The sequence below is a fragment of the Metabacillus sp. YM-086 genome (assembly GCF_048059995.1).
Lineage (GTDB): Bacteria > Bacillota > Bacilli > Bacillales > Bacillaceae > Metabacillus > Metabacillus litoralis_B.
Genome location: NZ_JBLUOI010000052.1, coordinates 12,911 through 35,231 on the forward strand (window position 1 = coordinate 12,911; position 22,321 = coordinate 35,231).

Below are 22,321 nucleotides of genomic sequence, written 5' to 3' on the forward strand. Positions count from 1 at the left end.
TTTAACTATAAAACTTCAATCCTATCTCCTGTCATAATCCCAACATCAACCAACCGATGATGACCTGGAATGATGTTATTTTTATTCACAACTCGTACCCAAGTTCCTTCACGTATATTTATATCTAATTGCTTTTGTTTCCAAGCAATATCAACTAGTTTTTTAACAGTATGGTAATCCGATAAACGTAAATCTAATTTTTCATCGATATAATTGCATAAATCTACAGTAACCTCTACGTACACACATACCACCTCATAATGAGGGAGCGCCTATTAGATAAGCGCTCCCTATGGTTATGTTATCTATAAACTCGTTCGTCTTATCTACGGATTTGACTAGCAATATCTGCATCTGCATCGCGAATTGCTCCAGCAGTGCTTTTGAGTTGACGATTAATACTCTCTAATAATTCTTCCATATCTTGAAATGATGGACGTAACATAATGTATTGATCTTGGAATGCTTTGGAGGATTCCCCTTCCCAAATTCCTTCTAATCTCTCAATCATTTTGTCAAGACGAACAATTTGTTCATGTACCTCTACTCCTTCTTTTCCATAGAGATCTGCGACTTGTTCTAGCTCTTCTGGTGTTACGCGAATTGTACCTGACATTGTAACCTCTCCTTTTAATGAATTTTATTTCACTTATGTATAAGTGATTTGAAATGGATGTCTATGTCGTCTATAGATAACCAATTCACTATATATCAATACCATATTATTGAGTCATAATATAGATATTTTTGTATTTTTTAACATTAAATGGTAATATGTTCCTCATTGTAAATACACTCTAAGGTTAAAATACCTATAAATAAAAACGAAACAGAAAGGTATTTAGTACCATTCCTATTTTTGGAAGGTTGTATGAATATATATGTTAATTAACGATTAAGCTTGTAAAAATATAAAAAGGCAAACTATAAAAATAGTTTGCCTCAGACTGTAGACAACTCGATAAAATCGGGCTTGCCTACAGTCTTTATTTTGGTTTGAGGTGAAAAGGGGGCTGTTGATTTCCGTTCCAGGCGCTTCGCTTTCCGCGGGGCTGGCGGAGGGCCTCCTCGTCTCTAGCTCCTGCGGGGTCTCACCTGTCCAGCTGCTCCCGCAGGAGTCTGCGCACCTTCCACTACAATCAACAGAAACTTTAAACTTTATGTGCAGCAGTAATAAAACATAATATAAAATGGACTTGTATAGCGCATGAGGTGATGGAGATGTTATCAAAGAAGAGTTCAAACGCACGAGATCAATTAGAGGTGGTTACCGTAGGACCGTAATCTGGAAGCTGCCATAGACTTCTCTTTCATCTATGATCGAGTTAAGGATCTCTTTTCGGAAGTAGGTCACCCAAGCATTAATGCAGCTGTTAATCAATCTCCCATTCATCCAATATATCTTTGATATCGCTCTATGAGTCAGTCAATCAAGGAAACCCAGACCAATATGGCATATCGTTGGTTCTTGGGATTCGAAAGGAAAGAATTGAAGGAAATCAAGGAAAGTACCACCGACCAAGGAAGGATTCTTTCCGAAAGCATAGCCAACTGGACATGGGAGGGTCCAGTTAAGCATAAAAACAGTCTATCACGGGTGTCTTTTCTAATAAAAAAGCCAACTCAAAGACAAAAAGGGTTCGGAATGTGACCATTCCAAACCCTTTTTGTCTACAACCTGATGCAAACTATAAAAATAGTTTGCCTTTTTATTCCTAATCTTGAGAAAGTCTCTTAATAATCGTTGCCAACAGAAGTGTTCTTTCTACTAAGCTCGGAATTTCCAAGTATTCTTTATCACTATGAGCATTTCCACCAACAGGGCCTAATCCGTCTATCGTTGCAACCCCAAGTGAAGAGGTATAGGATGCGTCAGAACCACCGCCTGTTGCTGTATCTTCTATTTCGATCCCGATTTCATCTCCAACATCTTGAATGATTCGAAGCAACGCTCTTGTTTTTTTATTTTTCTCCATAGGTGGTCGATTCATTTCACCTTCTAGAACTATTTTCGTTCCAGACACCTCAGTAGTTGAACAAATTTCTTCAAGTCGTTCTTCAATGATTTCAACCTGCTCCATTTCTTTCATTCGCACATCAATTTGAGCTTCGGCATGATCAGAAATTGTGTTAGCACTTGAGCCACCTTCAATTAAACCTACATTAACACTAATGCCATTTTCATGATCTGAAAGTTCATGTAGTTGAATAATTTTATGTGCCAGCTCTTCAATTGCACTTCGCCCTTTTTCAGGCTCAATCCCCGAATGTGCCGCTTTTCCTTCAACAATAAGTGTGTAATTACCTTTCCCTCTGCGCGCTGTAACCAATGAGCCATCCTTTCGCGCAGGTTCCATGACGAGAGCATATCTCATACCTTTTGCTTCACTTTCAATGAGAGATCGTGATGTTGGTGAACCAATTTCTTCATCGCTATTAAGGATAATTTTAATCTTTTTATAGCCTTCATGTCCTTCGTTTAGTAATGCTTTTATAGCGTATAAAACAGCCGCTTGACTAGATTTCATATCAATAACACCCGGTCCATATGCTCGATTGCCTTCAATTTTAAAAGGTCTTTCTAATGCAGTTCCTTTCGGAAAAACTGTATCCATATGAGCTATAATAACGATGTTAGGATTTTTTGCTTCTTTATGCTGAATAACCAAATGATTTCCGTAACTTTCTTGTGGAATAACTTTAACATGAAAACCTAGTGCGGTGTAGTTATCCTGTAGTATGTGTCCAATTTGGTCGACACCTTCTTTATCATGTGAGCCGCTATCTATGTTTACTAGTTTTTCAATAAAAGTCAGCATTTCATTTTGTTGCTGATATATAAATGATTCCATGGAGCCGTTTCCTTCTTTCCTCTACCTGTTAATATCCAGTTAAAAAGATTTTACCAGAATAAAGGCAGAAAGGTAAGTAGTGTTTCCTAGGATGATATGAGAAGATTTGCTAAAATCCAAAGCAGGACAAAGCTTAAGATGATCGTTATATTAGATAAAGTTCCTACAAATTTTTGATCATACTCAAATTCGACAGAATAAGGTAACACTGAAACAGATGTTGGTAACAAGAACCCCATTAATAAAGTATATTTAAACATATCATCAAATGGGAGCAGAAAATAACAAGAAATCCCTATTAATAAACCAATCCCATATCTTACCCCTAGAAATTGCACCATTAGTTTTATATAGCTTTTATCAAATGTAAAATTCAGATAAATTCCTAGCAATAATAAAGATAAAGGCATATTTGCTGCAGAAATAATATCAGCAACATTTAATATGGTTGAAGGAATTTGTAACCCAATTAAATTAACGATCACTACGATAATATAGGTCATAAGAGGGATCGATTTTGATAACTTAATAATCACTGTTTTAGGATCCAGCTTTACATCTTCTTTTGAATAAAAACTCCCAATTAAATAGCTTAAGCCAAAAACAATAAATGCATTTCCAACATCAAACATCCCAAAATAGGTAAGTCCTTCTTTCCCAAAAATAACTTCTACTAATGGATAAGCAAAAAGACCAATATTAAAGCCCGGTACCATCATCCCAAGCATACCCTTTATGTTTCTTTGTTTTTTCCTAAATAAAAAAAGGGCAAAAAAACCGATGCAGATCCCGTAGAGAAAGCCTATTAAGATTAGTAAAAACAACGATGTTTCTATTTTAATATCATGAAAAGTCACGATGATTAAAGTTGGTAGAGTGATATTAAAAATAATTCTTGATAATCCCTCACCGTCTTTTTCCTTAATAATGCCCCGTGTTTTCAAAAAATAACCTAAGGCAATAATGACGACGCAATACAAAAACTGCAAATTAAAACTACCCAAAATGACAAGACTCCTTACATGTATTAAATTCCTTTAGTTGACTACTGTATACAATATTGCTCATTTTACCTGACATCTAGCACATTATCAATCTAATCAACTCAATCCTACCATTCTATTTCATTATTCATAATTTTATGATAAATTAAGTAGGACTACTTTGAGAGGATGTTGCAGGAAATGACAAAATTTGAAAACATTACGATAGAAAAGAAGGCAAATGTTTATTTTGAGGGTAAGGTGACAAGTCGTACCATCTTATTTGAAGACGGAACGAAAAAAACTCTTGGTGTCATGCAGCCAGGTGAGTATGAATTTTCTACTAGCTTCAAAGAAGAGATGGATATCACAGCAGGTCATTTAGAGTATAAATTACAAGGTGAAGATTGGAAAACAATTGACGGTCAAGGTGTTTTTTATGTACCGGCAAATGAAACATTTCAAGTAAAAGCGAACTCTGTTGTTGATTATTGTTGTTCATACATAAGTGAATAAACATTAAAAGTCGTCCCTAACAGGACGACTTTTATCTTACTTTAGTTTATCTTCTTGCTTCCACTTTATAATGTTTTTTCAACTTCTACTAGCAATTGAAAAATAAATTGATAAAGAGATCCAATTACTTCACCAATAGTCATCGTTTCTTCAAAACCCTTTAACACATCAAGCGTAATATTTAAGTCCCATAATCCGTCTTGTTGATTAAACATTAAATTATATTTCTTTTCTCCTTCTAGTAACTCACGGTCTAGAAAGGACTTAATTGTTTTTTCTTGATTCTTTTTGAGCTTTAATCCAAGCATAGCCTCATATGTTCCAAAAACATCGTCAACCTCTAATGAAACTGCATCAATTGCTATGATGTGAAACCATTTTGATTCAACATAAAGAAATTCAGCTTTCTGTTTTTTAAAATATGATATAGATTCAGATAAGAAAGAATCTGATTCTGTTTCAATCAATTCATCTGTTTCTTTATTACTTCGCTCAATATAAGCACCCAAAAACCTATTTTCTATATTCTCATTACTACCATTTTCATGAAAAGAAATATCATTTTCTTTCATATACTCTTTTTCTACTAGATATAATGGCATTTCTTTATCTAATTGCTGAATCTGATTCTTTAACAATATATATCCTCCATTCTTTCCAATACTCTCTATTTACAAGTATAACCTTTTATTTCAATTTATAAATCCATTTCAATAAGAACCGGACAGTGGTCACTACCCAAAATATCACAATGGATTTGAGAATCTACTAGACGATTTGTTAATGCTTTTGACACAATAAAGTAATCAATACGCCAACCAATATTCCGTTCACGTACTCTACTCATATAAGACCACCAAGAATAAACATCTTTTCGTTCCGGATACAAGTAACGGAAACTATCAACAAATCCTTCATTCAGTAGTAAAGACATTTTTTCGCGCTCTTCATCTGTAAAGCCTGAGTTTCCTTTATTTGATTTAGGATTTTTTAAATCTATTTCCTGGTGTGCTACGTTTAAATCTCCACATAAAATAACAGGCTTGTTTTTCTCCAAGGTTGTTATATATTCACGAATGTCTTCTTCCCATTGAAGTCTCTCATCAAGCCTTGCTAAATCTCTTTTTGAATTAGGTGTGTACATCGTAATGAGAAAGTATTGTTCAAATTCTAACGTTATAATTCGACCTTCTGGTTCTTCGTTCAAATCACCAACACCGTACGAAACAGACAATGGCTTTTGTTTCGTAAAAACGGCAGTACCTGAATATCCTTTCCTTTTGGCGAAGTTCCAATATTGGTGATAACCTTCAAGCTCTAAAGAAAGCTGTCCTTCTTGCATTTTTGTTTCCTGAATACAAAATATATCGGCGTTAACTTCATTAAAGTAGTCTAAAAATCCTTTTTTTACACAAGCTCTTATTCCATTTACATTCCATGATACTAATTTCATCTATTTTCTCCCTGATTCTAAAATTGACTGTTGAACTTATATACTAAACGATTTCACTAAAATACTAAACACATATGTTCTCTAGATAATAAAATAAGCGGTAAAAGCTTTTGGCTTTTAACCGCTTATTAGCTAGTTCTTATCCAATTGAATTTCTTTTATTTTTTGTCGTTGCTCCTCAGGCCACCATGCTCCACAATCGTCCGATACAACACATGCTGCACATGTATTTAAATCATACACCTTCATTCCAGTAATTGGAGGTGAATATAAATGAAGAGTAACCAGCTTCGACTTATTTGAAACAGACATTTTATGCACACCCTTTTCGGGTGCAAAAAATATTTCACCATTTTCTTGAAATTCGGTAAAGATTTCTTTAGGCATTTTCGTTCCATCTACTTTATATACCGTATTTTTTGCCGTCCCATTTATCACTTGAATCCATCCAAAGGAGCTGCCATGATCATGTGGCGCACATTCTAACTGAGACCAATTCATTACTAACAATTCAACCTTCTCGTTTTTATAAAGTAATTTCCGGTAGTATGGCTTATCTTCTTCTGTTCCCAATATAGGCTCCAATTCTTCATGCTGAATAGCCAGTTCCTCCAACGCCTGTTTTAAAGCATCACTCGATGTATTTTCCAAATTTCCAAGAATCTCACTTATTCGGTCTTTATAATCCATACGAATGTACCTCCTGTTGTTGCTTTTCTGGATGTCTTTTAGGCAGCAGGCTGTTCATATGTATTGGTAAGTTCTTGTTGTTTATTAAGTAAAAAATTATTATTTTAGTAACGGTGAAGCCTTTGTAAAAGACTTAATTTATTTGTACTTTTTTGAAAAAAAGAAACCATACAACCTTTCAAATTGACCGTTAACAAAAATCACTCCTATTATAATTATGATTCCTCCTACTACACTTATGAGAATAATTTTTTCGTTTAGTAAAAGAACAGCTGCGATTAATGTTGCAACTGGTTCTAAATAAAGAAAAACAGAAACCTGAGATGCTTCTAGTACATGTAAGGCTTTTGCCCAGTACCAATAAGCAACCCCTGATACAAACACACCTAAAAAAAGTAAATGAGCCCACTCTCCAGCCTGTAAATGAGAAATAGCCTCCCATCCCTTATTACGAATCAAAAAAGGTATTGTTAAAACAAAGCCTAGTAAGCTCATATAAAACGTAATAACTAGCGGTGAAAGAGGGATATTTAATTTTTTTAATAAAACAGAATAAACCGCCCAGTTAAGTGTGCTTAGTAACATTAGTAAGTAACCTATGTTTAATGAAGGTTCAAACGTTTTGTCACTACCACCTGTCGTGATCATTAGTACACCAAAAAGAGCTAGTATCATGCCAATTGCTTTTAGAATCGTCATTCTTTCATTTAAGAAAATCATCGACAAGATTACAGTAAAAATAGGTGATAAAGAAATCATCCAACCTGCAGAAGATGCATCAATTGTTAGCAATGCACTAGCTTGAATAACCTGATGAATAAAAACACCTAATATGCCTAAAACAATTAAATGTGGGATATACACAGGACTGATTTTCAGTTTTTCCCTTAATAAAAGTAAAAGACAGAGAAGAAAGAGAGCACCGATCCCAAATCGAATAACAAGCAATGTAAAAGGATCTAGCTTGTCTAACACCGCTTTTGTCGAAACAAAGGATACTCCCCAAAATGTGATGGACATTGTGGCATAAAGCGAAGCGGCTAATTTATGGTTTGATGATAACATAATAAATACCTCTCTATTTTAGTCTCTCCTTATCATATGCTTGTCCTTTTGACGAATGTATAAAAATACGAAAGTTCATCCTTACCTCACGTATTATTTGAATTATAGTCTGTTTATGGTACAATGAATGAGTATTCATTCATAAAGAATAGTTAAATAAATTAGAAATACAGAGGTGGTAACGTGCAACAAATTGGTCCAATCCAAATTATTGAAGGTCCACATAAAAGTAAAGTTCCGTATTCCAGAAGTCTATATATAGCAAGTTCTCATGAAAAGGTGTTAATTGATACAGGTGCTGATCCACACTCGCTCCAACAATTAAACAAACAATCCGGAGTTGACTTAGTTATTAATACACACTACCATCCCGATCATACTTGTCATAATTATTTATTTCCGAAAGCAGAAAAATGGATAAATAAAATTGAATACGAGATGTCATTAACAGTTGAAGGAATTGCAAAAGCAAATGGAGTTTATCAAGAATGGGGTTCTCCAGGCGTAAAGGAATGGGCAAAGAACATTCCACAAACATGGATTCAAAGCCTTTCTGAAATTAACGGGTATTACGAATACGAGAAAGAATACCGTCTTGGAGACGTTAACGTTATCTTTTTGCATACACCAGGTCATACCAAAGGCTTTAATTGCCCTTATTTTCCTGACTTTGGTGTTGTATTTACAGGAGATTATGATATGACAACATTTGGTCCATGGTACAACGGTACAGATGGTAACATTGATGAGTTTATCTCTTCAGCCCAACGCCTTCTCTCCTTAGATGCTAACACGTTTATTACAGGCCATCAAAAAGGAACATTTCAGAAAGACGAATTTCACGCTGCAATGAAAAAATACCTTACAATCATCGACCAGCGAGATAACGTAATTGAAAAATATGTAAAACTAGGTTTAGATTTTGAAGAATTAACAAGTATCGGTATTTTTTATCCAAAAAACACTTTAGAGCATTCTATTCTTAAAACGTGGGAACGAAGTGGAATAAGAAAACATCTTCATCGTTTAGGCTATAAGGTTGAGAATGGAACGATCAAACATTTGGTTTATTCTAATAAAAAATGATCTTGTAGCACCCATATGGAGTTCCTCATCACCATTGTGCTGTGGACCTCCTTTAGATGAATGATGGATAGAAAGCTCTAGTCAACTCCCTATCCATACTCTTTATTCATCCTCGTCCATCATATCCTCAAAAACAGCCGACACTTTTTCAAATTCATCGTCACTTTCAATTGGAGACAAATCTCCTTCACCATCAATCTTTAAAAAGAAAATATCAATATCTTCTTCCGTTTCCGCTTGAATATCATCAACAAATCCTACTGCTACATAATCAGTTCCTTCTAAAGTAATCGCTGCAAGAACTTCCACTTCATTTTCCTGATCATTTTCGTCCGTAATCGTAAATACTTCTCCTACTTCTACTTTATCCATGAATAATAGCTCCCTTCACACGTACATATAAATGATGATTACTTCTTTATCATGCCAAATTTATGTAATTTCATTCAATACATTTTTAAAAAAAAATTCTATTTTTTTAGTTATCACATTTAATATTTGATAAAAGAAAGGGTGCTTAATTATGTCCTATTTTTCTTATCCGCCTTTCAACCGTTCAACTCCCTCTGCTCAATTACACACAACACAACAAAGAACACTTATTTTAGAAGGTAGAGGAAAAGTAATTGCCCCACCCGATCAAGCGATTATTACGATTGGATTTGTTACGGAGAATAAAGATGCTAAGAAGGCACAGGCTCAAAATGCTGTATTGACAAATCAAGGTTTAACTGCTCTTAAGGAAATAAATATTCAACAAGAAGATATTCAAACAGTCTCGTACATCATTCAACCTATTTACGAATTCACCGAAGGATCTTCTATCTTAAAAGGATATAAAGTACAACATACTTCTGAAATAACAGTAAAAGATTTAAACCAAGTTGGTGCAGTGTACCAAGCGGTTGTAGCAGCGGGAGCAAATATCGCAGAGAATATCGAGTTTGTTGTTTCAAATAAAGATTTTTACTATCAGCAAGCATTACAACTTGCAATCAAAAATGCAACTGAAAAAGCGTCAAGCATTGGTCAGCTGCTGGGTGTTAGCATGAATTCCGTTCCAATCAAAGTTACAGAGAATTCTACAGTCATTTCACCAAGAGACTATACACTTTCTTTCTCTGCTGAAGCCACTTTACAAGCAGCACCTCCTATACAAAGAAGTAAGCTTGAAATTGAGGCAATCGTAACAGCAGTTTTTCCTTATTAAGAAAGGGCGAATACATCATTCGCCCTCCTTCATTATTCATTTTGCTCTAAAAAAGTCTTAATTTCTTCTGTTAATTCTTCTCTAATAGCATCAATTTTCTTGAAATCCATTGCTTCTATATAATAAGATTCTAACTGATCTCTTAACTGCTTCGCTTCAGCAAGATAGGATATCGCTTCTTTCATTTTGTCTTTATATGCTTTTGTTGTTCTAGCAATGTCCTCTGCGTATTTTTCATCTGTTCCAGGTGTGATGCAGCGTTCATACATATCAATTATTTCATCAGAATTTCTTTCAGGAAAATATTCATGTGGTGCAGTACTGTCAAAAATAGCAATTCCCTTTTCACGTAAAATCACCATATCAAGGCTGTTAGGATCAAAACCACAATGATACACTTCTACATCAAAACCTCTTTGCTCACCTGCAGCCACAATTTTCTTTAACATTGTTGACTTACCTGAACCGGCTCTTCCTTTTATAAAGTAACGTTTTTCGATATCTTCTGTTAAATTCTGAATAAAATCAACAGCTCCATCTGGAGTTGCTGCTCCTAAAAAACGATGCTGAACTCTAGGTTTTTTATCTAATTCTTCCTCTCCGTAAAACAAGGAAATAATTTCATCTGTTAATTGATTTGCTTTAGCAAAATCCATGTTAGAAATATAAATGTCTTCAATATCATCATGCGCTCTTAATGAGGCAGCAAATGTTTCATATGCTTGATTAAATTTCTTTGAAATCTCCTGATTAAGAGTAAGTATTTTTTCTTTATGCTGCGATAATTTGTTAGAATCCCAAGCAACACCTATATTTACATACTCTTCAATAACACCTGGTGCATTAGGTTCAATAACATGTGGTGCTGTTCCATCAACAATTCCTAATCCCTCATTTGGAAGAATCACTCCATCAATGGACTTGTTATCAGAAGCACAATGTAAATACTCTACATCATATCCCTTTTCTTCCATAATTTGACCAACATGCTTCATAAGAGAAGATTTTCCCGTACCTGGGCCTCCCTTTAATATATATAAACGTTGTAAATCTTGTAATACTGAGTCATATAAACTATAAAATCCTTTAGCAGTGTTTCCTCCTGCATAATAATGATGAACTTTACCTGTCATCTAATCACCCCTTAGCGCCATTTACCTTAACATATGTAGATTATCTTACAAGGGTGAATGCCTATTTTTTCAAAATCGCTTATTCCTCAAAACTTTTGTATAATATTCCTATATTTAATAAAGGAGACCGTTTCGATTGAACTCAAAAGATCTAGAACAAAAAATTATTCAAAACTACCAGAAAGATGAAGGAATGATGATTTTGATTTTTGCACAATGGTGTGTGAATCATGATCTTAATCCAACAGAACTTTATTTAAGAGCCTATCCTGGGCAATCTGAAAATTATGCCCTTCAACAAACAATTGATTTAACCGTTTCTAAGGAAGAATCAGAGCACATCCCAGATCAAACCCTCCTTAATGTTTTATCATTGTTTGGCAATGAAGACCTCGCTTTTGTTGTAACAGAGGAAATAAATAAAAGAAAAAAATAAGAAGGAAGAATATGAGGTGGTGGTCAAAGCCGTTTTTTGCCTTGCCGAATGATAGATTTTCTGGATAAGTTGATAGATTATTCGGAGAAGTTGATAGATTTTTGATCATAGTTGATAGATTTTCCTGAAAAGTTGATACATTTCTGATACTTAGATACAAATCAGCAGGATAAAAGGCAAGATTCTTATGTAAAAAGCACGCCAATATTCGGCGTGCTTTCCTTATTTATCAAATCTTTTAAACACTAACGTGGCATTATGTCCACCAAAGCCAAATGAATTCGATAAAACAACAGAAACATCTGATTGCTTTGCTTCATTAGGTACATAATCTAAATCTAGTTCCTCATCGGGTGTTTCATAGTTAATGGTTGGAGGAATTACACCATCTTTGATTGAAAGCAAAGAGAAAATTGCTTCCACTGCACCTGCTGCACCCAACAAGTGTCCTGTCATCGACTTTGTTGAGCTTACAGAAAGTTTGGATGCATGTTGACCAAATACTTCTTTTATCGCTTTTGTTTCATTTAAATCATTATAATAAGTACTTGTACCGTGGGCATTAATATAATCAACATTCTCTGCCTTCAAATTAGCATCTGATAATGCTAGTTTCATAGCACGTTGTCCGCCTTCTCCTTCTGGCGCAGGTGTGGTAATATGATATGCATCCCCAGTCGCACCATAGCCAACAATCTCCCCGTAAATTTTAGCACCACGAGCTAAGGCGTGCTCTAATTCTTCTAAAACAACAACACCTGACCCTTCCGCGATAACAAATCCGTCACGATTTTTATCAAAAGGTCGACTTGCAGTGTTTGGGTCCTGATTTGTCGATAAAGCCGTCATGTTAGTAAACCCTGCGACTGTCATCTCGGTAATCGATGCTTCAGATCCACCGGCAATCATCATATCTGCTACTCCATTTTGAATAACTCGAAAAGCATCGCCAATAGAATTAGCACCCGAAGCACATGCAGTTACTGAGCAATTGTTAATCCCCTTTGCTCCAATCTCAATTGAAACCCTGCCAGAGGCCATATCTGGGATGAACATAGGAATAATAAACGGACTAACACGCTTTGGACCTTTATTTAAATAGCGTTTATGTTGTTCCTCAAATTCATCAAGTCCACCGATTCCTGAACCTATCCATACTCCAACACGTTCAGGGTCAATTGTTTCTCCTATTTTAATTCCCGAATCATTCACTGCCATTTTACTTGCTGCTATTGCAAAATGAGTAAATCTTGCCATTCTTCTCGCTTCTTTAAAATCAATATACTCATCTGTTGAAAAATTCTTTACTTCTCCAGCTACTTTTACTTGAAACTGCTCTGAATTAATTCGTGTTAATGGTGCGATGCCCGATACTCCACTTTTAATATTTTCCCAGGTTGTTCGTACATCATTACCTAGGGGTGTTACAGCTCCAATACCTGTAATGACAACTCGCTTCTTCATGTTAGCTTCTCTCCTTTTTAACAATGATATGATATATACTAATTCTTTTCATTTGATTGTTAAATAGATAAATTATTACTTGGTCTTAGTAGCACATACATATATCTTATACTAGATTATGAAAAATGAAAAGTTACCTGTACTAAAAGAAATTTTTTTTAAATGTAAAAAGACCTCTTTTTGAGGTCTTTTCCATTATAGTTCCAGTTTTTCAACAGCATCAATTAGTGATGTGATATCCTCTACAGTTTGAAATATTTCACTATTTTTTATTTCTTCCACCATCACTTCTCCATCTTGTTGAACTTGTTCAAACTGATTTAGTAATTCTTCATTTTTCGAAACAAGATCCTGGTGTAGGTCTTCAGCAACTGCTGGGGCATCTATGTTATTAAATTCTTCAATATTCTCGGTTAATGTGTTTACCTGATTTTCTAGTTCAGTTCTTATTTCTGGATCAGTTGCAGCATTTTCAACTAGACCTGGTGCATTTTCAGCAAATTCACTCATTGAATTCAATAAGCTATTTGCTTCATTAACATAGTCCAATGATTGATTTACTTCATCTACTACAGAGCACGCAGAGGTTAGCATAAAAACCGCAATCATGATAAGAAAAGAAAGCTTTTTCATTTTATCACTCCTATGAGTTTATAAGTTATATACGTATAATTGGTGAAGAAAGTTTCAAATACTTTGTTCTTACAAATGACGCTAAAAACAATAAAAGGCTAACATCATGGTTGTTAACCTTTTATTGTTTATGATTCACTTGTCACTAACCATTTGAGAAATTCCTGTTCGGGTTCAGTAAGAAATCGACCTAAGTCTCTTGAAAAATATAAATATAACTCTATGTATCTTTTTGCCATTTCGTCCATGAATATCCCCCTAGTATGTATAAGAACTTCTTTATTTTATCACGTTCATATGGTAAGTGGTAAAAAATTTTAAATTATTCTTCATCCAGAATATCATCTGAATCATCTTTATCATGTTCATTTTTCTCTTTAGTATCAAAGAACTCATTTATTTTTTCAACAATCGAATCGTCATTTTCTGTTGGGTGATGCTGAGCATGTTCTGTATCAATAAAATTCTGAAAGGTATATGTTTGAATGAGTTTCTTTTTATATTTGAAGTGTTTACCAACAATTAGTAACAATAATATTAATAGTAGAAAGAGTACAAAGTAGAAAATAATTACACCTCACTCTCTTAATTAAACTTATCATTTAAAAAGAAAAAGCTACGGTCGTAACTTTTCCTTCTAGGATCCTTAGAGCTAAGGCATCAAAAACAGGGCTTCTAATTGAGGATTTCCACCTGCAAGACCAACCGCAACTGCTGTATAGGTTTTTCCAGCTTTAAGCTGAACTTGAGGAATCGTTATCACAACATTATTAGTTCCGGCAACTCTAACCTCTAAATTAACGGTTAATGGAGATAATGTCATGTAATCTGTAGCTTTTTCGTACGGAACATTGGGAAAGAGCACCTTTCCACCTTGAACAGCGATATCAACATTTGGAGCATCTGGAGAGAGGTGAATAAACCGGACTTTTGCTTGATTCGGGCTTACATACGGTTTATCTACAAAAACAGTTAATTTAAGGTTTGCTACCTTACCAGTTGCTGCAACAGTGTAGTAAGTATTTCTTGTTAAAGAAAGCTGTTCTCTTAGAACAGGTTGAGTTGTTTCACCAGTTGGGTACACTTCAATCGTGTAGCGTCCATTAGGTAATTGTAAGTAATCCGTTGTTTCTTGAAAAACGAGATTCGTAATGGCTTTATTTCCGTTTACATAAACATCAACGCCTGGTGTGTCTGGTGAGGCATGAAATACACGTACAAAAGAATTCTGTTGTCCAGCTCTGTCTACCATTCCGTAAGTATGTCCGTGAAAATCTACAGCTGCAAGTTGTTGTACACACATTAAATGTTTTTGATAATACATGATGTGCAGCTGAGGATTTGAATATTTGTAGTAGTCAGCAAGCATTTGATATTTTGCCGATTCAAGTACCAACATTGATTCATTTTGGTGCATGCTATTCACTCCTAAAATAGTATTAACACAATACAATATGTAAAATGCCTATATAGTTTCCTATTTTATGTCAATTTTTACAAAAAATTATTTTTGCAATGGTAATATATTCTGCATAAAAACAGAGCAGATTTCTCTACTCTGTTTTCAGCAATCTTATTCATCTATTTACCAAGGAAAGCCTCTTCTTCTTCTGCGATCTTCAGCACCTAGTACATCATCATCTCGGTCATATCTTCTATCTCTTCTATTTTCTACACCTGCAACATCTTGATTAAAACGACCGCGACGTCTTTTATCTTCTGCTTCAACGATAAACACTTCATCAGCATTAATAATCACACGATCTGCATTAATCACTAGCCTTTTTTTATTTTCTGACATTTACCCCACCTCCAATCTCTTTTACTACATTTTATGAAACAAACAGAAATACGAGTGGACGAGTATAGTGGGACAACTCACCAATTTTATAGCCTTCAAAAAAATGTTACATAATCAATTCTAAGTCAGGAAAAAATAAACAGATACTATGGAAATGTGGGGTGAAAAGATAATGAAAAAGTTACTAGCAATTTTACTAGCAGCACTTCTTGCTACTTCTGTTGTGGCATGTGATGATGCTCCTGGTGAAGATGAAATCGGTGATGGTGAAATCAACGATGAGGAATAAGAAAACGACACACGGGTTATCCGTGTGTCGAATTTAATCTTCCTTTAATATAAAAACGAAACATTATAATAGCAATAGTGATGAGTACAACCAATCCACCAAAAATATGACGATAAATAAGCTCGACAGCCAAGCCATCCTGAAGAGTAATCATAATTCCTGTTAAAGTCACACCAAAAGCTCCTCCAAAAAATTGAATAAGCTGGGTCATTCCCATTCCTGTCCCAATCTCTTCAGTTGGGAGAATCCTTGAAACTTCATTAGCTATACTTGATGTAAGGGCTGAGAAACCGGTACTCATAAACATATAAGTTAGTAAGATAAAATACGGTGACTTCGTTGATAACAATGTAAATAAAACCGTTGCAATAAATAAGAAAAGCTGCCCAAAATAAATATGCGGACCATTGCCAAACCGATCAATTAACCTTCCAATAAACTGTGCAGCCACAGCAGACAAGATAGCTCCAGGGAAAATCATCAAGCCAACCTCTGCAGGATCCTTTCCAAAAACATCTGTTAAAATGATTGGCATAAGAAAAAGGGTAGAAAAATGGATGACAAATGCTACAAATCCGATAAAAAGCAATTTAAGATATTGTTTCTCTTTTAACAATTTTGGTTGAATAAACGGCATCGTGACTTGGTTAATATGCCTCCACATCAACAACAAGACAATCATACTTGAAAATAAAATAAAATATGAAAAGGTTGAGAGAAATAACAGGACACCTGTTACACCTATTGCTGTTAAACACCCACCTACCGTATCAAACTTCACCTTTTTAATCTCTTCTTTCGGCAACAGCTTTTGTAAAACTGGAATAAAGAACACAACCAAACCTGTTACTGCAAACAAATAATTCCATCCTAAATATTGCGTGATAGCTCCTCCAATAACAGGACCCAGTCCAAATCCTAGTGAAGAGGCTGATGCAATGAGGGCCATTGCTTTCCCTCTTCTACTTATGGGGATATATCTTCCTGCAAGCACCATGGCAAGACCTGGCACAGCCCCTGCTCCCGCTGCTTGAAGAATCCTTGTTGTTAATAGAAGTGGAAATGAGTTGGCAAAAAAGCCAATAACTGAAGCAACTCCTAATATGGATAGTCCGATAAGAAGTAATCTCGAGATTGGAATATAATCAGAAAGCCGACTAAATGTTAAAGTCGCTATGGCAAAGACAATTGAATATCCCGACACAATCCAAGATGCAGTTGAAGAGGTGAGAGATAAATCTGTTAACACACTTGGTAAGGCCACATTAAACATCGTTGTATTCATGACAACAAGCCAAACAATAAAACTCCAAATCAAGACAATTTTGTTTTCCTGAATGGATTCTACCCCTGTACTTTTAGGAGCAGCAATGGAAACCGAAGACATTTAATACCACCTGTTTCTTTCAATTTATTAAACAATAATACTATCATAATACGTTTTTTCTTCCTATAAAAGAAAAATGCTTCGAGTATCGAAAAATGAACTTTGTGAAACATTGTCCCAAATAAGCAAAAAAGGATGAACATGGTATAGGTTCACCCTTACAAAACAGTTACATTATGTCACCTGCTGTTTTTGATATTGATTTTTAAAATATTCAGCTGCTTCATATATGGCTTTTCTTCCATCCTCCAACGGAAGGGTCATACACATAAAACCATGGATCATTCCTGGATAACATACATACGTAGTTGGAACTCCAGCTTGTGAAAGCTTCCTGGAATATTCTTCTCCACCATCACATAACGGATCATATTCAGCCGTCACAATATATGCTGGGGGAAGCTTAGCAGCATCTTCTTCAGGAATGAGCATAGGCGCAGCTAATGGACTTTGGGTATCAGATATGCTTGAAAGATATTGTTGCCTAAACCAGTTCATCGTTGATTTTGTTAAATAATATCCTTCACCATATTTTTCATAAGATTCTGTTGGTTCAAAACCTGTTGATGTGTAAAATAATAACTGATTACTAATACTAATATCTTTCCTTTGAACAGCTAAATAACAAGTAACTGCAGCTAGATTTCCACCGGCACTGTCACCTCCAACTGCAATAAACTTTCGATCAACACCTAAATCGTCAGCATGATCATACACCCATTTCGTTGCAAGATACGCATCTTCAACAGGGACCGGAAACTTATGTTCAGGAGCTAAACCATAGTCTACAGATATGACTTTGCACTGAGCATGGTTAGCTAGTATTCGGCATAATGAATCATGAGTTTCTATATTGCCTATTACCCAGCCACCTCCGTGAAAATAGACTAAAGCTGGTAATGAACTGTTATCATTAGGACTATATATTCTAATTGATATATCATGTTCATATCCTAGAATTTTTCTATCTTCTACTTGATGAATTTCTTCTGTTATGTTTAAAGAAGAACTAGATTCAACGAAAAGAGCCCTTGCTTCCTTCAGGTTTTGCTGCTCAACTGGAGGTACATTTCGTTTTTCAAAATGTTGCAAAAGTGCAATAACTTGTGGATGTAGAGTCATTATGATTCCTCCTTATTCTTATATTTTGTAAATGTTATCATTCCTTTAATAACATCCACTCCATTTTGATTAACTGCGTTTACTTGGAAAATAGAATGTGTTTCATTCTCATCTGTTAATCTTGCTTTTAATGTAATGATGTCTCCAAGAAAAACCATCCCCCTAAAGCGGATCTGATAATCCTGTATAAAACCTTCTTCATGATATGGAGTAAATAACTTTGCCAAATTCCCCATCGTCCACATACCGTGAGCGATGATCGCTGGTAAACCGGCTTTTTTGGCTTCATCATCAATTGTGTGAATCGGGTTGTAATCTCCTGAAGCACCAGCATACTTTATAAGGTCCAATCTTGAGACAGGTGGTAATGTAACGATGGGGAGCTCATCGCCTACCTGACACCTTAATAACCTGCTCATATACTCATCACCTTCCTAACAGTTTCATTAATAATGACAACCTGCTCAGCAGTGAAAATGAGCTCTTCGTTAAGAGTTTCACCATACTGTTTTAACACCAAAAACCCCATATTCCCAAGCTTTCCTTGCTTTTCATAGTAATCTTCCACTTCTTGATAGCAGATGATCTCTTCACCAACAAGCAAAGGACGTTTGTAATGATATTTTTGTTCACCATGAATTAACCCCTTAGCTGGTAAAGCAAGCTCATCTATCACACCATAATCAAAAACCCTTGGAAATGTAGGTGGAGCAATGTTTTTCTTATATCTTGTTGTTTTTGCAAACTCTTCATCTATAAAAATAGGGTGAAGATCACCAAGCGATTCGGCGAACTTTTTTACCGCACCTCTTTCAACAACATTCTTTACACCTGGAGATCGTTTTCCAATAGCATCTTTAAACATATTGATGCCTCCTTTTTTTGCAAAATTTCCTGCTTTATTCATCACAACAGAAAGTTAATTTTTCGGACCACCTGCAACATATATAATCTGTCCGTTGATAAAGGAAGATTTTTCATCAGCAAAAAAAGCGACTGCATTTGCGATATCACTTGGTTTCCCACTGCGACCAACTGGGATTTTTGAGACACTCGCCTGAATTAAATCTTCAAAAGAAATACCAAGACGTCTTGCTGTTTCTTTTGTCATATCTGTTTCAATAAAACCTGGTGCTACTGAATTAGCAGTAATCCCGTATTTCCCTAACTCAATCGCTAAGGTTTTTGTAAAGCCTTGTAAACCTGCTTTAGCCGTTGCATAATTGGCTTGCCCTCTGTTACCTAAAGCGGATGTTGAAGAAATATTGATGATTCTTCCATATCGGTTTTCAACCATATATTTTTGTGCAGCTCGAGCCGCATTGAACGAGCCTTTTAAATGAACGTCCATAACGAGCTGCCAATCATCGTCCGTCATTTTAAAAAGCAGATTGTCACGAATCACACCAGCATTGTTTACAAGGATATCAAGTGATCCAAAATTGTTATACGTTTCCTCCATTGCGTCTACCATTTGATCTGCTTCTACCACACTAGCAACCTTCGAAAACACGTTATACCCTTTTTCACGTAATTCATTTGTAGTTTCGTGGACTGCCTCTTCATTCACATCAATAAAAGCAACTTTAGCCCCTTCACTAGCAAAAAGTTCAACAATTCCTTTCCCAATCCCACGACTTCCTCCCGTTACAAAAGCGACTTTTCCATTAAATCTTCCAGACATAAATATCCTCCTTATTAATTCGTCATTATTATTTCAATCTTACTGTGTTATATTTTAAATAAATTGCCCTACCTTTACATGGCCTTTTAAAAGATTACGAGAAATGATTAAGCGTTGAATTTCATCTGTTCCATCGTAAATTCTCCACAATCTTGCTTCACGATACCAACGTTCAATAGGGAGTTCTCTTGTGTAACCCATTCCTCCATGAATTTGAAGTACCCGATCTACTACCCGATTTCCCATGTTTGCTCCATAAAGCTTTGCCATTGATGCTAAATGACGATTATCCTCACCATGATCAAGTGTGAAAGCAGCGTTTAATACGAGCCATTTCGCTGCATCAATTTCTACAGCAGAGTCAGCAATTTGCCATTGAATTGCTTGTCGTTCAGAAATCGGTTTTCCAAATGTTTCACGCTCTTTTGAATAATCAATTGCCATTTGTAGGAGTCTTTCTGCGGCACCTACAGCTCTGGCTCCTACAATCCATCTTGCAAAACCAATCCATTCAAGGCCTAGGTTATATCCCCCATCTACTTCTCCAAGGATATTTTCTTCTGGAACTCGGACATTTTCAAAAACAAGTCCTGCTGGTCCCCACTCACCCATCGTGTGAATGTATTCTGATTTCCAGCCCATATCTCGGTCAACGATAAAGCATGTTACACCATCACGACCTGTTGTATGATGCTTTTCTTTATCTGTAATCGCAATAACCATCACGAAGTCAGCTTCATTGCCACCAGTAATGAATGTTTTTTCTCCATTTAATACCCATTCATTTCCGTCCTTTACAGCTGTCATTTTAATATTTCTTGTATCAGAACCAGCTCCAGGCTCTGTCATCGCGAAACAAGATTTTTTCTCACCATTAATCGTTGGCAATAAATACTTCTTTTTTTGCTCTTCATTAGCATAATAAAGAATATTGTCAGCTGAACCACCAAACTGGAACGGGACAAATGTCTTCGAAACCTCCATCATCACAATCGCTAACATCATTTGACCTAGGTCAGCTCCACCGTATTCTTCAGGCGTATTAATACCCCAGAAACCAGCTTCTTTTGCTTTTAGTTGTAATTCCTTTAATTTCCCCGGCGGCAAACTTGGTTTCCCTTCACGTTCGTTCCGTAATACTTCATTTTCCAGAGGCATTAATTCTTTTTCCACAAATTTTCTAATTGTTTTTTGAACCATTTTTTGTTCTTCTGTTAAACGTAAGTGCATCCCTTTCACCTCATTAACAAGTATTTTTTATAATAATTGAAGCATAACGGCCATTCCTTGGCCTCCACCGACACATAAAGTTGCCATCCCATACTGCACTTGCCTTCTTCTCATCTCATATAAAAGCGTGATCATGATCTTACAGCCAGTCGCCCCAAGGGGGTGGCCAAGGGCAATAGCTCCACCATTTACATTAACTTTCTGCTGATCTAGTCCAGCCTCTCGGATAACCGCTAATGCTTGTGCAGCAAATGCTTCATTTAATTCGATTAGATCGATTTCAGGAAGTGTCATATTTGTTCGTGCAAGTAGCTTTTCTATTGCCGGTACAGGACCAATTCCCATTACTTTAGGAGAAACACCAGCGGTTGCCCAATCTACGATTCTAGCTAATGGTTTTAAACCTAATTCTTTTGCTTTACTTGCTTTCATCATAACCATCGTAGCAGCGCCATCATTTCTACCACAGGAGTTACCGGCCGTAACTGTGCCAAGATCCTTGAAAACTGGCTTTAACTTAGCTAACACTTCTAGACTAGTATCTGGTCGTGGATGTTCATCCTCCACAACTTGGAAAACCTTTTTTCTTTCCTTTATTTCCACTGGTGTTATTTCCTCTTTAAACCTTCCTCTTTCAATTGCTTTTGCTGCTTTTTGTTGACTGTTATAAGCAAACTCATCTTGATCTTCTCGTGAAACAGTGTATCTCTCTGCAACATTTTCAGCTGTCATTCCCATCCCTAGGTTTTTCCCATATAATTCAATTGGTTGCTGACCGTTTTCAAGATTAGAATCTACCAAGGTAGGAGCACCTTCTCCAAATCTGGAATGTCTCAAATAAATTGGTGCTCGGCTTAAGCATTCTGTTCCACCGGCAACAACGATTTCAGCATGCCCAAACGAAATTTGTTGAACAGCTGAAGCAACAGCTTGCATACCAGAAGCACAAAGTCGATTAACTGTAAAAGCTGGTGTTGTTTCAGGTATTCCTGCTCTTAATGCCGCTACTCTAGCAACATTCGAGGATTCTGTAGTTTGCCTGACTTCTCCCAAAATCACTTCATCTATTAATTCTGGAGAAAGATTAGCCCGTTTTATGGCTTCCTCAATTACAATTGCTCCTAAAGATCCTGAGTTTAGATTTTTTAATGATCCGCCGAATCGACCAACAGGTGTTCGGACAGCGCTTACAATTACAATATCATCAATCATTCTTTTCCTCCCTTCTTATCTTATTTCAGGAATCTAGCAATATTCTTTTCTTAATTGTCCAGCAATAATATTTTT

General features: G+C 35.8%; 26 protein-coding genes and 1 pseudogene. 5 read left to right on the forward strand and 22 right to left on the reverse strand.

Annotated elements, in window-relative coordinates; genetic code table 11:
• Nucleotides 1–5: 5 nt before the first annotated feature.
• Nucleotides 6–245: an EsaB/YukD family protein gene (locus tag ACEWK1_RS19175; RefSeq protein ID WP_212134075.1), complete on the reverse strand. Its 240-nt coding sequence runs from the start codon at nt 243–245 to the stop codon at nt 6–8.
• 77 nt (nt 246–322) lie between these two features.
• Nucleotides 323–616 (reverse strand): WXG100 family type VII secretion target, encoded by a 294-nt coding sequence (locus tag ACEWK1_RS19180; RefSeq protein WP_098794806.1) that lies wholly within the window; start codon nt 614–616, stop codon nt 323–325.
• A 605-nt stretch (nt 617–1,221) separates the two neighbouring features.
• Between ACEWK1_RS19180 and ACEWK1_RS19185 the strand changes: the two are divergent.
• Nucleotides 1,222–1,477 (forward strand): annotated as a pseudogene (locus ACEWK1_RS19185) (transposase); the annotation flags it as partial.
• A 238-nt stretch (nt 1,478–1,715) separates the two neighbouring features.
• Here ACEWK1_RS19185 and ACEWK1_RS19190 read toward each other — a convergent pair.
• Together ACEWK1_RS19190 and ACEWK1_RS19195 are read right to left on the reverse strand one after the other, a co-directional pair.
• On the reverse strand, nt 1,716–2,852 hold the full coding sequence (locus ACEWK1_RS19190) for a M20 family metallopeptidase (protein ID WP_121662336.1): 1,137 nt from the start codon (nt 2,850–2,852) through the stop codon (nt 1,716–1,718).
• A gap of 86 nt (nt 2,853–2,938) precedes the next feature.
• Nucleotides 2,939–3,856 carry an AEC family transporter gene (locus ACEWK1_RS19195; RefSeq protein ID WP_121662337.1) on the reverse strand — a complete coding sequence of 306 codons (918 nt, stop codon included), beginning with the start codon at nt 3,854–3,856 and terminating at the stop codon, nt 2,939–2,941.
• 180 nt (nt 3,857–4,036) lie between these two features.
• Here ACEWK1_RS19195 and ACEWK1_RS19200 point away from each other — a divergent pair, with 180 nt between their 5' ends.
• The gene (locus ACEWK1_RS19200) at nt 4,037–4,351 is read left to right on the forward strand and encodes a pyrimidine/purine nucleoside phosphorylase (RefSeq protein ID WP_121662338.1); all 315 of its coding nucleotides are present in this window, start codon (nt 4,037–4,039) and stop codon (nt 4,349–4,351) included.
• Nucleotides 4,352–4,416: 65 nt separating this feature from the next.
• Here ACEWK1_RS19200 and ACEWK1_RS19205 read toward each other — a convergent pair whose 3' ends face one another.
• The 4 genes from ACEWK1_RS19205 to ACEWK1_RS19220 form a co-directional block, all read right to left on the reverse strand.
• Complete coding sequence (locus tag ACEWK1_RS19205; protein ID WP_121662339.1) at nt 4,417–4,989, reverse strand: branched-chain amino acid aminotransferase; 573 nt, start codon at nt 4,987–4,989, stop codon at nt 4,417–4,419.
• Nucleotides 4,990–5,048: 59 nt separating this feature from the next.
• Complete coding sequence (locus tag ACEWK1_RS19210; protein ID WP_212134077.1) at nt 5,049–5,804, reverse strand: exodeoxyribonuclease III; 756 nt, start codon at nt 5,802–5,804, stop codon at nt 5,049–5,051.
• Nucleotides 5,805–5,936: 132 nt separating this feature from the next.
• Nucleotides 5,937–6,494: a cysteine dioxygenase gene (locus tag ACEWK1_RS19215; protein ID WP_121662341.1), complete on the reverse strand. Its 558-nt coding sequence runs from the start codon at nt 6,492–6,494 to the stop codon at nt 5,937–5,939.
• A gap of 138 nt (nt 6,495–6,632) precedes the next feature.
• Nucleotides 6,633–7,559, reverse strand: a complete 927-nt coding sequence (locus ACEWK1_RS19220; RefSeq protein WP_212134079.1) for a DMT family transporter — start codon at nt 7,557–7,559, stop codon at nt 6,633–6,635.
• Nucleotides 7,560–7,742: 183 nt separating this feature from the next.
• Here ACEWK1_RS19220 and ACEWK1_RS19225 point away from each other — a divergent pair, with 183 nt between their 5' ends.
• A complete protein-coding gene (locus tag ACEWK1_RS19225; RefSeq protein WP_121662343.1) occupies nt 7,743–8,645 on the forward strand; it encodes an MBL fold metallo-hydrolase in 903 nt (300 codons plus the stop codon).
• A 102-nt stretch (nt 8,646–8,747) separates the two neighbouring features.
• On the opposite strand, the gene ACEWK1_RS19230 is transcribed toward ACEWK1_RS19225, so the two are convergent.
• Nucleotides 8,748–9,017: a DUF1292 domain-containing protein gene (locus ACEWK1_RS19230; protein ID WP_121662344.1), complete on the reverse strand. Its 270-nt coding sequence runs from the start codon at nt 9,015–9,017 to the stop codon at nt 8,748–8,750.
• 151 nt (nt 9,018–9,168) lie between these two features.
• Here ACEWK1_RS19230 and ACEWK1_RS19235 point away from each other — a divergent pair, with 151 nt between their 5' ends.
• Complete coding sequence (locus tag ACEWK1_RS19235) at nt 9,169–9,855, forward strand: SIMPL domain-containing protein (protein ID WP_212134081.1); 687 nt, start codon at nt 9,169–9,171, stop codon at nt 9,853–9,855.
• Nucleotides 9,856–9,887: 32 nt separating this feature from the next.
• Here the strand turns inward: ACEWK1_RS19235 and ACEWK1_RS19240 are convergent, their stop codons facing one another.
• Complete coding sequence (locus tag ACEWK1_RS19240) at nt 9,888–10,988, reverse strand: PRK06851 family protein (protein ID WP_212134083.1); 1,101 nt, start codon at nt 10,986–10,988, stop codon at nt 9,888–9,890.
• A 136-nt stretch (nt 10,989–11,124) separates the two neighbouring features.
• On the opposite strand from ACEWK1_RS19240, the gene ACEWK1_RS19245 reads away from it, so the two are divergent.
• Nucleotides 11,125–11,424: a hypothetical protein gene (locus tag ACEWK1_RS19245; protein ID WP_212134085.1), complete on the forward strand. Its 300-nt coding sequence runs from the start codon at nt 11,125–11,127 to the stop codon at nt 11,422–11,424.
• Between the two features lie 222 nt (nt 11,425–11,646).
• On the opposite strand, the gene fabF is transcribed toward ACEWK1_RS19245, so the two are convergent.
• The 12 genes from fabF to ACEWK1_RS19305 form a co-directional block, all read right to left on the reverse strand.
• Complete coding sequence (fabF, locus tag ACEWK1_RS19250; RefSeq protein ID WP_212134087.1) at nt 11,647–12,888, reverse strand: beta-ketoacyl-ACP synthase II; 1,242 nt, start codon at nt 12,886–12,888, stop codon at nt 11,647–11,649.
• A 195-nt stretch (nt 12,889–13,083) separates the two neighbouring features.
• Nucleotides 13,084–13,521, reverse strand: coding sequence for a DUF6376 family protein (locus ACEWK1_RS19255; protein WP_121662349.1), 438 nt, complete (start codon nt 13,519–13,521; stop codon nt 13,084–13,086).
• 322 nt (nt 13,522–13,843) lie between these two features.
• The gene (locus ACEWK1_RS19260) at nt 13,844–14,053 is read right to left on the reverse strand and encodes a hypothetical protein (RefSeq protein WP_121662350.1); all 210 of its coding nucleotides are present in this window, start codon (nt 14,051–14,053) and stop codon (nt 13,844–13,846) included.
• A 120-nt stretch (nt 14,054–14,173) separates the two neighbouring features.
• Nucleotides 14,174–14,938: a DUF4397 domain-containing protein gene (locus tag ACEWK1_RS19265; RefSeq protein ID WP_121662351.1), complete on the reverse strand. Its 765-nt coding sequence runs from the start codon at nt 14,936–14,938 to the stop codon at nt 14,174–14,176.
• Between the two features lie 168 nt (nt 14,939–15,106).
• On the reverse strand, nt 15,107–15,322 hold the full coding sequence (locus ACEWK1_RS19270; protein WP_212134088.1) for a hypothetical protein: 216 nt from the start codon (nt 15,320–15,322) through the stop codon (nt 15,107–15,109).
• A 305-nt stretch (nt 15,323–15,627) separates the two neighbouring features.
• Nucleotides 15,628–16,998: an MFS transporter gene (locus ACEWK1_RS19275; protein ID WP_212134089.1), complete on the reverse strand. Its 1,371-nt coding sequence runs from the start codon at nt 16,996–16,998 to the stop codon at nt 15,628–15,630.
• A 174-nt stretch (nt 16,999–17,172) separates the two neighbouring features.
• Nucleotides 17,173–18,120 carry an alpha/beta hydrolase gene (locus ACEWK1_RS19280; RefSeq protein ID WP_212134090.1) on the reverse strand — a complete coding sequence of 316 codons (948 nt, stop codon included), beginning with the start codon at nt 18,118–18,120 and terminating at the stop codon, nt 17,173–17,175.
• Nucleotides 18,120–18,539: a MaoC/PaaZ C-terminal domain-containing protein gene (locus tag ACEWK1_RS19285; protein WP_212134091.1), complete on the reverse strand. Its 420-nt coding sequence runs from the start codon at nt 18,537–18,539 to the stop codon at nt 18,120–18,122. The genes ACEWK1_RS19280 and ACEWK1_RS19285 overlap by 1 nt, the downstream gene beginning before the upstream one ends.
• Entirely contained in the window at nt 18,536–18,985 is a 450-nt protein-coding gene (locus ACEWK1_RS19290; RefSeq protein ID WP_212134092.1) for a MaoC family dehydratase N-terminal domain-containing protein, read from the reverse strand. The genes ACEWK1_RS19285 and ACEWK1_RS19290 overlap by 4 nt, the downstream gene beginning before the upstream one ends.
• Before the next feature lie 54 nt (nt 18,986–19,039).
• Nucleotides 19,040–19,804: a 3-oxoacyl-ACP reductase FabG gene (gene fabG / locus ACEWK1_RS19295; protein WP_212134093.1), complete on the reverse strand. Its 765-nt coding sequence runs from the start codon at nt 19,802–19,804 to the stop codon at nt 19,040–19,042.
• A 54-nt stretch (nt 19,805–19,858) separates the two neighbouring features.
• Complete coding sequence (locus tag ACEWK1_RS19300) at nt 19,859–21,034, reverse strand: acyl-CoA dehydrogenase family protein (RefSeq protein ID WP_212134095.1); 1,176 nt, start codon at nt 21,032–21,034, stop codon at nt 19,859–19,861.
• A 27-nt stretch (nt 21,035–21,061) separates the two neighbouring features.
• A complete protein-coding gene (locus ACEWK1_RS19305; RefSeq protein WP_121662358.1) occupies nt 21,062–22,246 on the reverse strand; it encodes a thiolase family protein in 1,185 nt (394 codons plus the stop codon).
• Between the last annotated feature and the right edge of the window lie 75 nt (nt 22,247–22,321).